We start from the raw sequence: 13,346 nt of genomic DNA, 5'->3' as shown, positions 1-13,346 counted from the left end.
TGAGCACATAGGCCCGTACGTGGCTGGACGTTCACCGGTACGGGACTTCTGTGCAGGCTCCGTACGCGGTTGAGCACGTTGGTCTGTACGCAACTCCCCGCACCCGAGCAGGCATTCACCGAACGACCCTGATCCGGGCTCGGGGAGCGCGGGTTCACCGTCGTGAACACCTCTGCGTGCTGGGGCCCTTACCTTCGGTCACGGTCCGGGCGGATGCCGCTCGGAGAGAGGGTGAGTCCCGCGATGTCCAGCACTGTGATCCGCCATGACTTCCAGGTGGTCTCCGAGGCCGAGTACGTCCCGCTGGCCCGCCGCGAGGCGGCCAAGGTCCTTGCCGACTGGGGCATGTCCGAGGAGGTCGTGGGCACTGCCTGCCTGATCATCAGTGAGCTGGTGACGAACGTGGTGCGGCACGCGGCCGTACTCTCGCCCACCGCTGCGATCACCCTCGCGGTCGAGGAGCAGGCCGCGCTGGTGCCGGCCGTCGCGGATGCCCATCCGCTCAAGCCGAAGCCGCTGCCCGCCGCCCACGACCTCGGTGGCCGCGGCCTGTTCCTGGTCGATGCCCTGGTGAACGAAGTTCACGGCAGAGCGGAGGTCCTCCCGGAGACCGCCACGGGCGGCAAGCGGATCGTCATCCGTCTTCCCCTGGCTCCCGTTGCGGCCTGATCCACCCCTTACGGCACCCGCGTCAGACGGTGGCTACAGCGCCGTCGACGGCCTGTGCCTCCCACCACGAGAAAGAGGACAGCTGATGCTCGAATCGGTCCGCCACCTTGACCAGGTGGCCCGCGAGTGGAACATCAACCCCGAGGACGTGCTGCTGATCGCGCTGAACGCCTCCGGCGCCCGGTCCCCGCTGGCCAAGCCGCGCATGCGCTTCCGTCTGCGGCTGGACTCCCGCCCCGACACCCCGCTGTTCCTGATCCTCTCCCTTGGCCGTGAGGACTCCCCGTTCGAGCTGGACGAGTACGAGCTGCGGCTGAACGGCGAGAAGGTCGGCGAGGTCGACGGCATCGAGGACGACGACGCGGTGCTGGGCTACTGGCGCAACGGCACGAAGATGCTCACCCTCAACTCCAACGCCCGCAGCCAGTGCACCGGTTGCGTGTTCTGCCCCAACACCCTCGAAGACGCCTCCGACCCGAAGATCAAGGCCCTGGACCTGCCCGGCTACCTCGGCGCTCTCGCGGCGAACTCCGGCATGGAGGACCTGTCGGCGGTGGAGACGGTGACGGTGTGCACCGGCTGCTTCCTCTACGAGCACCTCGCGCTGGATCATCTCGCCGAGGTCCGCGCGGCGATGGGTGCGAACGGCTGCGGCGGCACCCTGCACTTCCTGTCCTCTGTGCTGAGCAGCGACGAGGGCATGGACGCAGCCGCCGGTCTGGGCCCGTTCCATCTGACGCTGACCGCCGAGTGCTTCACCGAGCGGCGGCAGATCCTCAAGGAGTCCAAGGCCAAACTCACTCCTGCCGAGATGACCGCGGCTCTGGGCCGGGCGAAGCAGCGCGGCATCACCACCGATTTCACCTACATCGTCGGCCTGGACCCGATCGAGGACGCGCTCGAGCACCTGAAGGACTTCTTGCCGGTCACCACCGCCTTCCCCCGGTTCCAGACCTACCAGGCCCACAACGCGTTCATGGACGTCTACCGCACGCCGGGCTCGGACACGATCGAATGGCACCTGACCATGCGCCGGCATCTGGAGGAGCTCTTCGCCCCCACGGGCTTGCGTCCGCAGTGGTGGCAGAACTACCGCAGTCCGTGGTGCTTCACCTTCGCCGGGGAGGAACTGACGGGGGCGAAGATCTGATGACGGCCCTCACGGTTCGCGCACCCGCCCAAGCCGGGGTGGCCACGAAGACCGTGGTCCACGCCGTCCGCGCCTGGCAGCTGCCCCCGCAGCCCGCCGGGCTGCCGTCCGAACTGCCCGAGCCGGTTGCCGCCGCGGCAGGTGAGCCGCCAGCGGGCCCGGCCTGGGCCGAGCACCGCACCCGGTTCGCCATCGAGCTGGTCGGCGATGGAGCCTCCGGCTGGCATGCCCCGGTTGCCGAGACGGTCGCGCAGATCATCGCCGACGATCTGGCCGCCGGACTGATCGGGCACGATGCCGCCGCACCCCGCCGCCTGGCATACCGCAAGAAGACCGGGCGGCAGCGCCACGGCGCACACGCCCGGCAGGCCGCCTCCGCGGTCGAACTGGCCTGCTGGGACCTGGCCTCTCATGCCACCGGGCTGAGCGTGACCGGCCTGCTGGGCGGCACCATCCGGTCCAAGGTCCCCGCCTACGCCTCGGCACTCGGCCTCGACCCGGCCCACCCGTCGGCTCCGGAGGCGGCGGCCTGGATTACCGCGGCGGGGTTCTGGGGGCAGAAGTGGCCGCTGCCCAAACCGCTGATCCTCGCCGGACCGAAGGCGGTCGCGAAGACGCTCGGGCGGTTACGGGAAGCGGCGGGCGATGGCCGGTTCATGGTCGACGCCCTGGGCCGCTGCCGCCTGGACGAGGCGATGCAGTTGCTGCCCGTCCTGGCCGATCTTCAGGTGACCTTCGCCGAGGAACTCCTGCCGCCCGGCTCCTTCGGCTGGCACCGGCTGCGGGCGGCCGGAACCGGAGTTCCCCTGGCGGCGGGCGAACACGCCGTCGACGAGTCCGAGCAGACCCGGCTGCTGACCGGCGCGGCGGTGGATGTCTGGCAGGTCGATCCGGGCTGGTCGGGCGGGCTGGCCCGCTCGCTTCACACCACCGAGCTCGCCGCGGACCTGGGCATGGCGACCTTCCCGCACGGTGACCGGCTGCCTGCCGCCCTCGCTCTGGCCGGCGCCTGCTGCCGCGACAAGATCCCGGCCGTCGAGTGGCATCTGACCCTGGAGCCGCTGCGGCAGCAGATCTACCCCGACCCCGTCCACGTCGAGCACGGGATGCTGCCCGTCCGCACCGTCCCGGCGCTCGCTGAGGCCCCGACACTTCCTGAGAAAGCGGCGGTGCTGGAGGTGACGGGCTCGTGACCACCCAGCGCCGGTTGCGCCGCACCCTTTGGGAGGGAGTACGTGGCATCTGCTTCGACCTGGGCGGCACCCTGGTGCGTCCCGAGGCCGAGCCGACGACCGGACAGGTCGCCCAGCTGCTGGGCATCTCGTTGGAAGAGGCCCGCGCGGTGATGGAACAGGGGGCGAAGCGCCGCCGGATCACCCCCGAGGACCTCGCCCGCGACCTGGCAGTCGCCTTCCGCCGCCCTGCCCTGATCGGCCCGCTCACCCACGTGCTGGAACGGGCCCGGCAACGGGCCGCCGAGCCGGAGCTGTTCCCGGATGCCCAGCCGGCACTGACTGCGCTGCGCGAGCGGGGCTTCGCGCTGTTCGCCCTGACCAACAGCCTCGGATCCTCCATCCCGGCCGAGCCCCGGCAGGCATTCCGCAACCTGCTGGATCAGGTGATCTATTCGGCCGAGACCGGCGCGGTCAAGCCCGAACGCGAAGCCTTCGCCGCCGTCGAACACGCCGCCGGGCTCAGCCCGGACAGTCTCCTGCACGTCGGGGACTCGCCCCGGGCGGATGTCGCCGGAGCCGCCGCGGCAGGCTGGCACACCGCCTGGCTGGACCGCCGCATGGCTGGTATCCCGCTGCCGACTGCCCGCACCGTTCGCCTCCACACACTCATCCCCCTTCCCCTGCTGCTGCCTGCCGGGCCCGCACCGTCCCCGGCGACGACCTCGGAGGCTTCCCGCTGATGGACCCGAACGGCAAGCACTGCCCGAAGGTGCCCGCCCGCGACCCGCTCGTCAGCTCGGTGCCGCTGTTCGACCCCGCGCAGCTGCCGCTGCGCGAGTGGTGCGTCGGCAGCCGCGAGGACGCGGTGACCGGCCTGGTCGCCTTCCCCGACTTCCACAGCCACATCCCCCGCGCGCTGGCGTCCGCCCTGACCAGTGGGGGACTGGTGGGACTGGCGATCGGCGACGTCGACGGGCTCAAGGGCCACGTTGAGCAGGCCAATGCCACCGACCCCGGCTGCTACGGGCACCTGGCCGGAAACAAGGTGATGGCCCGCCTCGGCGCGGTCACCCGCACCTGGTTCCACACCCAGCCCTGGGAGTTCGGATGCGCGGCCACCTTCGGCGGAGATGAGGTCATCATCGCCGCCGCCCTGGACGACGCGAACGCCTTCCACCGGGCCGTCACCCAACTACGGGACCGGCTCGCCGACAAGCTGCCGGTGCGTGTCTCGTTCGCACTGGCCTTCGCCTCCGCCGAGCACCTCCCGGCCGACCGCGGCGCTGGCTGGAAGCACCACTTCACCGACCAGTTGCTTGCCGTGGTGGACCGCTGCCTGTTCACGCACAAGGCCACTCGCCGAGCCACCGGCGGCGAAGGCGGCATCGTCGCCATCACCCAGCCCCCGCTGACCGCCCACACCGCCCGGGATGATCGCACCCTGCTGCCGCTGCCCACCGGGACCGAGACGCTGCACGTGCTCGCCCGCCCGGCCGGCACCAGGACACGCGGCATGCTGCTTCTGCCCTGCGCCGGACCGGCCGGGCTGCGCGGCAAACGGCTGCGGGTGACCTTCCCCGACGGCGCGGCCCGCACCGCGGTCGCCGTCTCCGTGCATGGCCAGGCCGCCGTCCCCCACGAAACCGCCGCGACCGACGCAATCGAAGGGCCGGGCGTCCCGCTCACGCTTCAGCCCGTCCGCGAGAAGTCCACCCGTGGCGTCCCCGACGACTTGGCAGCCGTCCTGGAGAAGGAACGACTGGACTGGTCGGTACTGCCTGCCCACGAGCAGGCCCAGATGCTCCACCTGATCACCGAATCCGCCACCGCCGACATCCGCACCGCCCGCATCACCGCCGTCATCGACGCGGTCGCCCCCCGCACCCGGAGCTGACCTATGGCCCTGACCACCAAACGCGTCGCAGACCCGGCCCCGCCTGGCTTCCCCGATTGGAGCTACGCGGCACGGCAGGCTGCCGAGGTCGTGCCTGACCAGGCCATCGACGCCTGCTGGCGGGCGTTGAACCACCTGTCCGCCGCCCAGCTCTACCTCACCGACAACGCTCGCCTCGCTCGTCCGCTGCGGCCCGCGGATGTCAAGGAGACTCCTCGCGGGCACTGGGGCGTCTGCCCGCCGGTCAACTACATGCTCGCCCACCTCGGGCCGCTGACCGCCTGGCGGCCCGCCGGGTCCGAACTGTTGGTGCTGCACGGCGCCGGGCACGCTGGACCCTCGGCGCTCGCCCACGCCTACCTCAATGGCAGCCTGCACCTGACCGGGAACGGGCCGGGCTGTTCGATGCCCGAACTGCGGGCCCTGCTCACCGGCTTCCCGCACCCAGAGCGGTTCGGCGGGGAGATCACCCCGCTCATCCCCGGCGTCCGGCACACCGGCGGACAGCTCGGCCCCGCCCTCGCCATCGCCCAGGGCATGGTGCTGGACGCCCCGCACCGTCTGGTCGTCCCGCTGATCGGGGACGGCGAGCTGGAGACCGGGGCGACCGCGGCGGCCTGGCTCGCCCGCCGAGCCCTGCGCGGCAGCGGAGAGCACGGGGCGGTGTTGCCGGTGGTGCTGGCCAACGGGCTGAAGATGGGCGGCCCCTCCCTGCTGGCCGGCATGAACCAGGACGAGGTACGCGCGTATTTCACCGGCCTCGGTTACGAGCCGCTGATCCACGACGGCGCCGACCTGCCCGGCTTCCGCCAGATGCTGGCCGACGCCCTCACTCGACAGCGGCCGCTCGGCGAGCCCGCCCGGCAGCCGATGATCGTGCTGACCATGCCCAAGGGCCACACTGGGCCCGAACGGGTGGCCGACCGGCAGATCGCGGGCACCCCGGCCGTCCACAAGACCCCGCTGAAAAGTCCCCGCCACAACGACGCGGAGTTCGCCGCGCTGGCGGCCTGGCTCGCCTCCTACCGGCCCGCCGAGCTGTTCACCACCCAAGGGCGGCCGACCGACCTGGTCCGCCAGGCCCTGCGCGGTCCCACCGCCGAACCGCGGATGACACGGCCGTCGGCCCCGCTCGCCTCCCGGCGGCTCCAGCCCTGGCCCGATGTGTCCGCGGTCGTCCGCGAACGAGCGGCGATCGGGGCGTTTCGCCTGTTCAGCCCGGACGAGATCGCCTCCAACCGCCTGGCTGTGACGACGGACGATGCGCTGCCGCCCTGGGCGACCGAGATCCTGAATGAGGAGATCTGTCACGGCTGGCTGCAGGGCTACACCGAGACCGGCCGGGACGCGCTGCTGGCCACCTACGAAGCCTTTGCCCCGGTCAACACCAGCCTGTTGGTCCAGCATCTCAAGCACCGGCGGCTGCGTTACCTCACCGGGCAGGGCGGACTGCCGTCGGTCAACTACCTGATCACCTCGCTGGGCTGGCGCAACACCTACACCCACCAGAACCCCGGCCTGGTCTCCTCGATGCTGGAGACCGAGGACGGCTTCGTACACGTCTACACCCCCGCGGACGCTACGCGGGCCGCCGCGGTCCTTGCGGTGATGCTCGCCGGGCACGACCGCGTCAACTTCCTGATCGCCGACAAACACCCCGGCCCCGCCTTCCCGTCAGACCCCTTCCGCGACGAGCTCACCGACGGCGCCGCAATCTGGCCCCACCTGAGCCACCACGGCCGCCCAGACCTTGTCCTCGCCTCTGCCGGGGACATCCCGGCCCGCGAGCTGACCGCCGCCGCCACGCTGCTACGTCGGTCGCATCCCGAGATCAAGATCCGCTATCTGCACGTCAACGACCTCGCGGTCCTCGGTCCGGCCCCGCACTGGCCCTACGCTTTTGATGAGAGGACCTTCACTCGCCTGTTCGGCACCGACATCCCCGTCCTGATGGCCGTCCCCACTCATCCCGCTCCCGTCCGCGCGTTGCTGGCCGCCCGCGGCGAGACCAGCCGGTTCCACGTCGTCGGCTACCGGGAGCCCAGCCGCCCCACCACCCCCGAGGGTCTGCTGGAGCACTGCGGCCTCTCGGCCGCCGCCCTCTCCGCCCGAGCCGCCCTCATGATCAAGGAGCACAGCGGATGACGACCCTCGATATGGCATGCCCGCCGGACCCGAAGGTCCTGAGCTCCTTCGAACGCGAAGGCTTCGTCGTCCTGCGCGACGTGATCACGCCCGAGTGGCGCGATCAGGCCGCGGCCTCTGCGATGCGGCTGCTCGCCAGCGGCCGCGCACTTGGGAGGGACCGCAGCGTCGACGGCAAGGACGGCTTCCGCGGCATCGTCGCCATGGACGACACCTTCCTGCCGCTGGTTATCAACCCGAAGGTGCTGCCCACCCTCGTCGCGCTGCTGAGCTCGAACCTTCACCTGATGTCCAGCAACCTGATCCACATGCCGTCCATCCCGCCCGGAGGCACGCGCACCATCCGCGTCCCCGAGCGGCACGGCTGGCACCGCGACATGAGTTCCACCAACCGCGACCTCGGCACCGAGGTTGTCCCGCGCCTGTCGATCAAGGCCGCCTACTTCCTCAGCGACCTCACCCCCGACGCGGGCGTCACCATGATCCTCCCCGGCAGCCACACCGACACCGGGCCCGTCGCTGTCCCGGCCGGAGCCATCGACCCGCCCGGCGCGATCACCCCCGACGTCGGCCCTTGCGACGCGCTGCTGTTCGAGAACCGCACCTGGCACGCGGGCGGCCTGAACACCTCCGGCCACCCCCGCCTCGCAGTGATGATGCAGTACGGCTACCGCTGGCTTGCCGCGGTCGACGACCCCGCCCCCCACCTGCTGGACCGCGGGGACCTGACTGACATCGAGAGGCAGCTGCTCGGTCGGCCGGACCGACACTCGGACGGCTCCGTCGCACACGAAGGCGCCGGAGCCGCGCCCCTGCGCACCTGGTGGCAGCACCTCAATCCGGACCCGACTCGTTCTTCGGGATGACACCGCACTCGGCCAACTGGACGCGAAAGACTGACGAGATGACCTCCTACACGCCTGACGAACTGTTCACCTCCACCGCCCCCTACTACGCCCGTTTCCGGCCCGGCTACGACCAAGCCTTCTACGACATGCTGGCCGCGCGCTTCGGCCTGGACGGCACTCAGCGCGTTCTGGACCTGGGCACCGGCACCGGCGTGCTCGCGCTCCCCCTTGCCAGGCTCGTCGGCCACGTCACCGCCGTCGACCCCGAGCCCGGCATGCTCGACGAGGGCCGCAAGCTCGCCGCCGAGCAGGACATCACCAACATCGACTGGCGCCAAGGCGACTCCACCGCCCTGCTCAGCATGGGCCTCGAACCGGTGCTGCTGACTGTGATGGGCGCGGCCTTCCACTGGATGGATCGCGATCAGACTCTGCGCGACCTCGACCAGCTCATCACACCGAACGGGGCCGTCGTCCTCGCCTCCGGCGGTGCCCCCGGCGACCTTGAGCCCGCCCCCTGGCTCCAGGTCATCGTCGATGTCCGCACCCGCTACCTCGGGCCTGAGCGCCGAGCCGGGTCGGGCACCTATTCCCACCCCAAGGAACGCCACCAGGACGTGCTTGCCCGCTCCCCGTTCTCCAACGTCGAAACCGCCCGCTGGGACCGCACCGTCGCCCGCACCCTCGACGAAGTCATCGGCCTGCAGTTCTCCTACAGTTACTCCAGCCCCGCCCAACTCGGTGACCACAGGGACGCCTTCGAACGCGATCTGCGCCAGGCGCTCAGCGAGTTCAACCCCGACGGCGTCTTCGACGAAGTCGTACGAACCGAAGCCATCATCGCCACCCGCCCCTGACCAGCCGCCCGCTACTGCCTGGCCACGACTCCTCGTCACGCGGCCAGGCGGGGGTGACGCCTTGAGACACTCCCGCGCTGGAACAGGTTGAAAGACCGCACAACGGCGGCGCACATCCAGTCCTGCGGACTGGCCCAGACCAGGCGGCCGATCCCGTCGCGGAACTGGTGCAACTCGCGGACGTAGGCGTGCGGGCCGATCGCCCAGCCGCTGTGGTTGTCGAGTTTGGAGAAGGCGCCCTGGACCTCGCGCAGCGCCCAGGAGGCGCGGCGTCCGAGCGGGTCTTCCGGGTCGGGGCGGCGGGTTGCGGGCAGGACGAGAACGGCGTCCGGGTGCCAGTGGTCGGACAGGACCTGCCACGGTCCGGGCTGCAGCAGCGAGGCGACCTGGCCAGCGAGCTGTGCGGCCTCGGTCAGCTCGCGCAGGACGGCGCGTCCCACGGGCCGCCCAGGACCAGGCTGAGTCCGCTGCCAGAGCTGCCCAGGGTGACGCTGAGCCGCCTGCCCTCCAGCCAGGCTTCCGCATGCCCGTACCGGACGAACAGCCCCGGCTCGCCGGGCCGTTGGTAAGGGGCGCCGGTGGGAATCAGGCGGGCAACGGCCTCCAAGGGTGGGCGGGCGTCGTGGGCGTTGGGCAGGGCCGGGGCGTAGCGGGTGACCGTGTCGAGAATGCGCGAGGTGACAGGCGTCGGGGTGTGCGCGCCGATGGGGGCGGTGTAGATCCGGGCGGGGCCGGTGGGCGACGGCGCGGCCAGGGCGGCTTCAAGGGGGCCGTGCAGTTCGCGGGTGCGCAGGGTCAGCCGGTAGCCGCCGGGCAGGTCGGTGCGGGTGTGGTTCCAGCCCTGCAGGTGGTGTTCGACGATGGTGTCGGAGATCGTGTAGACGGAGGGGCGGGCTCGAACTCGTACATGGCGCAGGCCTCCACAGGCAGCACTCAGTGAGGCGGTGAGCGGGGCGGTCGGCGGGCGATTCAGGCCTGGGCGAGGGCAGCTTGGACAGGCGCGGCATCGGCGTGCGCAGCGGCACGGACTTTGTCGGCCCAGGCGGCGGCACGCTGGGCCAGGCCAGCGAGGCGTACGAGGGAGGCGTCCTGGTGCTGGCGGGCGCGGTCCATCAGCCGGGCGTGCTCGGCGGTCAGCTCCTCGGCGGTGTACGCGGCGATCGCCCCGACCCCGTGGCGGCGCGTGACGCGTCCGAACGGGCAGGTGCCTTCCTCCTGCTCGATGACGGCGAGGTCGGCGGCGGGCCAGCCGGTGTCCTCGTCGCGCGGGCCGAGCTGGATGTCGAGAACGCACACCGCGTCCGCATCGTGCAGGCCGTCACCGTGGTAGCGGATATGCGGCCGGGGCACGGGGCCGGTCTGGCGTTCGGTGTGCGCGCGCCACAGCTCGGGGGAGGGGTCCTCCTCGTCCTGGTGGAGGCGGTGAAGGTAGGAGACCAGGGCGGGCAGCTGCCAGGCGGGGGAGCCGAACGGCGCGGCCGGCATGGCGAGACCGACCCGGGCGATCAGGCCTGTGTGGTTGCTGACGGCGGCCTGGGTGACGAACAGAGAGGTGTTGAGGCGGAGTTCGGAGCGGAGCATGGCGAGGCCTTCCGGGCGGGCGGCGCGCAGAGAGGGAAGGGGGAGGGGGCCCGGGCCAGACCTGTCGGGTCCGGCTCGGGCAGCACGTCAGGACGCGTTCTCGGAGTTCTCGGCGCTCACGGGGTCCGGGTCGTCGGGGTGTCCTCGTCGGCCTGGCCGTCGGTGTCGGCCGTGCCTGGCTTGCCCTCCTGGTAAGGCTCGTCGTCGACGATGGCCTGTTCGACGCTGGAGAGCGGGTAGCCGATCTCGGCGAGGAAGGACAGCCACGTGCGGGCGTCCCCGCGGATCTCCCGCAGCTCGTAGACGGCAGAACGGGCGGTGCTGTCGGTGCGCCAGGTGCGGGCCTCACCCATGCGCTTCTCGAACGTCGCGGCCAGCACCGCGAAGTTGAGAAGGGTGAGCTTGGCGGGGGTCGCCGACTTGGCGCGCTCGGCGGGCTGGTCGTGGCCGGTCAGTTCCTTGACCAGGTTTCTGCGGCCCGTGTCGCCCACCCACTGAGCCACCGGCTTGGGGCAGGAAAGGAGCTGCTCGGTGATGAACGCGGCGAGCGGCTTCGGTGCGGTCTTGCGACCGATGAGGTCCTTCAGCCACGCCTGCCGGGCCTTCTCGGCGGCGCGGTAGGCCTTGTTGCCCTCCTTGACGTACTTGCGCAACGGCTCCGACGGCTTGGCCGCACCCGCCGCCTGCGGCAGCTCCTCGGTCGGGTCGCCGTCCGTGTCGGGGGCGTCCACTTTCAACACGAGGTACATGGATGCCGCCGTCACGCAGCTGCGCGCGGACGGCTTCGAGGTCCGCGACGAGGACGTCGCCCGCCTCTCCCCGTTCGTCCGCCACCACGTCAACATGCTCGGCCGGTACTCCTTTCAGCTCCCCGACCTGCCCGGCGGTCTGCGGCCCCTCCGCGACAAGAACGCTGCCGCCGACGAGTAAGGCCGATCGTCGCCCGCTACCCGAATGTGTCCGCTTCGGGGATCACCACAATCCCCCCGAACCTGTCGGTCACCCACGCCGGAGGAGTGCGTCCTTCCATGACGTCGCGCACATAGTCGGGAACCCAAGTGCGCAGACCGCGCAGCACGTGGGCGAGGTAGGGCACCGAGAAGTGACCACGGTCAGTGGGAACGTCCCGGAAGAGGGCATCGGCCACCGGCGCCGCCCGCTCCAGGGTGCCCGCACGGGAGAACTGGCCGCGCCAGATCCGCTCCAGCGGGCGGAGCAGCTCTTTGGCCACGCGCCGGGCTCCGCTCTGCGGTTGGACGAGGAACTGTGCCAGCTCCTCGTCCAGCTCCCGCACCAAGGAGTGGACTGGATTGTCAACCCCGGCAGGGCTCGCGATGTCCTCCACCGGTACGGCGTCGTGGAACGCCTCCAAGCCAGCACCTTTCCCGTAGAAGGACACATGCCTCTGCGCCACAAGGGCGCATACCACCGACACACCCACCCGCTCACGGTCGCGGCAGAGGACGCTGCCGTGGGTACGGTCGCACTCCAGAGTCGCCCGGTACTTCCGGTCGCCGCAGTACAGGATGTAGGCCGCCGGCACCTGGTAGGGCTCGGCTGCCTTGATCAGCTTGGTGATCTGGGATCGAGGGTCACCCTTGGTCCTGTACCCGAAGTCGATGGTCCACTGACGGCCATTCACCTTGAGGATTTTCGCCTGGGCAAGGAGGCCGAAACAGACACCGTCCCGGTCCACCCACCACCACATCCAGTCCGCCCCGGCCGCCGCCTCCTCTGCCGACGTGAACTCCTGGAAGTAGATGGGCGGGCTGGCCTCAGACAGCAGAACCTGAGTCGCAGCCACCTCACGCCACATCCCGCCGTTATCCACCATGCTCGCCATCAGGCGGTCCACCGCTCTCCGCCCCCTCCGCAGAGCATCGAAAGGGGTGGGTCCATAGCCGGAAAGCTCGCTCATGATCGCCTCTCGCAGTGGCACAGACGGAAGCCCAATTCTCCCCCTCCGTACCGATGCTCAGCGGCGGCTGTCGCCTAGGGCGAGGAGGCCGGTGAGCTCGGAGATTGCCTCCGGAGTTGGCTTGAAGTAGCGGCGGACGTTCTCGGGTTTCTTGTGCCGGGACTTGGCCATCAGCATCAGCAACGAGGCGCCCTGTTCCCCGAGGTGGGAGAGGCCGGAGTGCCGGTATTCGTGCAGGTCCCAGCCCGTTCCCGGGCCGTGCACGGCGGTGTGATCGTCCAGCAGTGCGCGGGCCTGCCCGTACGACAGCCGGGCCAGCCCGGTGTCCGGGCAGACGTCGCGGGCGCTGAGAACCTTGCCGGGGCCGGGGCGGCGGTGGGTAACGAACACCGGCCCGCGGCTGCGGCCCTTGATCAGCCGGGGCAGCAGCCGGGCGGTGCCCGCGTCCCAGTACACGGTCTCCAGCGCGAAGTCCTCGCGGGCGCGGCCGCCTCGACGCCGCGCGGGGGCGCCCTTCGTCTTCACCGGGGCCCGGCGCCCGGCCAGGTCCAGCTCCTCAATGTTGACGTCCAGGATCTCCTCGGAGCGGGCTCAGGTCTCGTAGAGCATCCGCCACAGGGTCTTCTCCCGTAGGTGGACGTCGCGGCGGGCGATGAGCCGGTCGATCGCCAGCTTGGAGCGGGCCGGGGTGTCGGAGTCCGGCGGTGGCATCCGCTTCGTCCAGGCCGGCACCGTCGGCCCGTCGTAGCCGCGCTCGGTGCACCAGCTCGTCCACGACAGCACCGCGCCGCGGCGCGCGTTCCAGGTGTTCGCCGCCGCCGTGCCCCACAGCACCTCCAGGGCCTCGCCGACTTCGTCGTCCGTCACGGCGGCCAGCGGGCGGTCCTCGCCGAGGCGGCCGGTCGTCTTCCCGACGGCGATGCCGTAGTTCCGCGCGGTGTTCGGGTTGCCGAGCGAGCCGAGGAAGACGTCGGCCGCGGCCCGGACGGTCAGCGCCTTCCCGGCCGGAAGTTGGACGACGGTCGGCACCGGTTCTCCCTTGCCACAGATAACAGGGTCGCTTCGCGCACGGCCCCGGCGACGTCGCCGCAGGTCATGATCGGCGATGC

The 13,346-nt window shown here is 70.9% G+C and carries 12 protein-coding genes and 2 pseudogenes; 9 read left to right on the top strand and 5 right to left on the bottom strand.

The genetic code is table 11. The features are described 5' to 3' along the window. Nucleotides 1-243: 243 nt before the first annotated feature. The 8 genes from ACZ60T_RS31295 to ACZ60T_RS31260 all read left to right on the top strand — a co-directional run bounded on the left by ACZ60T_RS31295 (nt 244) and on the right by ACZ60T_RS31260 (nt 8,738). A complete protein-coding gene (locus ACZ60T_RS31295; RefSeq protein ID WP_365634708.1) occupies nt 244-669 on the top strand; it encodes an ATP-binding protein in 426 nt (141 codons plus the stop codon). Nucleotides 670-754: 85 nt separating this feature from the next. Beyond that, the gene (locus ACZ60T_RS31290) at nt 755-1,819 is read left to right on the top strand and encodes a radical SAM protein (protein WP_469669000.1); all 1,065 of its coding nucleotides are present in this window, start codon (nt 755-757) and stop codon (nt 1,817-1,819) included. Further along, the gene (locus tag ACZ60T_RS31285) at nt 1,819-3,012 is read left to right on the top strand and encodes an enolase C-terminal domain-like protein (protein WP_365634703.1); all 1,194 of its coding nucleotides are present in this window, start codon (nt 1,819-1,821) and stop codon (nt 3,010-3,012) included. Before ACZ60T_RS31290 ends, ACZ60T_RS31285 begins: the two co-directional genes overlap by 1 nt. After that, nucleotides 3,009-3,734: an HAD family hydrolase gene (locus tag ACZ60T_RS31280; RefSeq protein ID WP_469668999.1), complete on the top strand. Its 726-nt coding sequence runs from the start codon at nt 3,009-3,011 to the stop codon at nt 3,732-3,734. Before ACZ60T_RS31285 ends, ACZ60T_RS31280 begins: the two co-directional genes overlap by 4 nt. After that, nucleotides 3,734-4,888: a GGDEF domain-containing protein gene (locus tag ACZ60T_RS31275; RefSeq protein WP_469668997.1), complete on the top strand. Its 1,155-nt coding sequence runs from the start codon at nt 3,734-3,736 to the stop codon at nt 4,886-4,888. Before ACZ60T_RS31280 ends, ACZ60T_RS31275 begins: the two co-directional genes overlap by 1 nt. 3 nt (nt 4,889-4,891) lie before the next feature. Beyond that, the gene (locus ACZ60T_RS31270; RefSeq protein ID WP_469668995.1) at nt 4,892-7,033 is read left to right on the top strand and encodes a phosphoketolase family protein; all 2,142 of its coding nucleotides are present in this window, start codon (nt 4,892-4,894) and stop codon (nt 7,031-7,033) included. Then, entirely contained in the window at nt 7,030-7,899 is an 870-nt protein-coding gene (locus ACZ60T_RS31265) for a phytanoyl-CoA dioxygenase family protein (RefSeq protein WP_469668994.1), read from the top strand. The genes ACZ60T_RS31270 and ACZ60T_RS31265 overlap by 4 nt, the downstream gene beginning before the upstream one ends. Nucleotides 7,900-7,937: 38 nt before the next feature. Beyond that, complete coding sequence (locus ACZ60T_RS31260) at nt 7,938-8,738, top strand: class I SAM-dependent methyltransferase (protein WP_469668993.1); 801 nt, start codon at nt 7,938-7,940, stop codon at nt 8,736-8,738. A 35-nt stretch (nt 8,739-8,773) separates the two neighbouring features. On the opposite strand, the gene ACZ60T_RS31255 is transcribed toward ACZ60T_RS31260, so the two are convergent. The 3 genes from ACZ60T_RS31255 to ACZ60T_RS31245 form a co-directional block, all read right to left on the bottom strand. Continuing rightward, a complete protein-coding gene (locus tag ACZ60T_RS31255; RefSeq protein ID WP_469668992.1) occupies nt 8,774-9,178 on the bottom strand; it encodes a deazapurine DNA modification protein DpdA family protein in 405 nt (134 codons plus the stop codon). Between the two features lie 529 nt (nt 9,179-9,707). Continuing rightward, nucleotides 9,708-10,319, bottom strand: a complete 612-nt coding sequence (locus ACZ60T_RS31250; protein ID WP_469668991.1) for a hypothetical protein — start codon at nt 10,317-10,319, stop codon at nt 9,708-9,710. A gap of 116 nt (nt 10,320-10,435) precedes the next feature. Continuing rightward, nucleotides 10,436-11,068, bottom strand: a complete 633-nt coding sequence (locus tag ACZ60T_RS31245; RefSeq protein WP_469669092.1) for a hypothetical protein — start codon at nt 11,066-11,068, stop codon at nt 10,436-10,438. On the opposite strand from ACZ60T_RS31245, the pseudogene ACZ60T_RS31240 reads away from it, so the two are divergent. After that, nucleotides 11,052-11,249, top strand: a pseudogene (locus ACZ60T_RS31240) (Tn3 family transposase); the annotation flags it as partial. The gene ACZ60T_RS31245 and the pseudogene ACZ60T_RS31240 sit on opposite strands and share 17 nt — an antisense overlap. A 16-nt stretch (nt 11,250-11,265) precedes the next feature. Here the strand turns inward: ACZ60T_RS31240 and ACZ60T_RS31235 are convergent. Then, a complete protein-coding gene (locus ACZ60T_RS31235; protein ID WP_469668990.1) occupies nt 11,266-12,174 on the bottom strand; it encodes a hypothetical protein in 909 nt (302 codons plus the stop codon). 120 nt (nt 12,175-12,294) lie between these two features. Next, nucleotides 12,295-13,266, bottom strand: a pseudogene (locus ACZ60T_RS31230) (site-specific integrase). Between the last annotated feature and the right edge of the window lie 80 nt (nt 13,267-13,346).

It is taken from the genome of Streptomyces sp. NPDC104371 (genome assembly GCF_055583785.1).
Note: the sequence above shows the minus strand (reverse complement) of the source record. Positions and strands in the feature narration are given on the sequence as shown.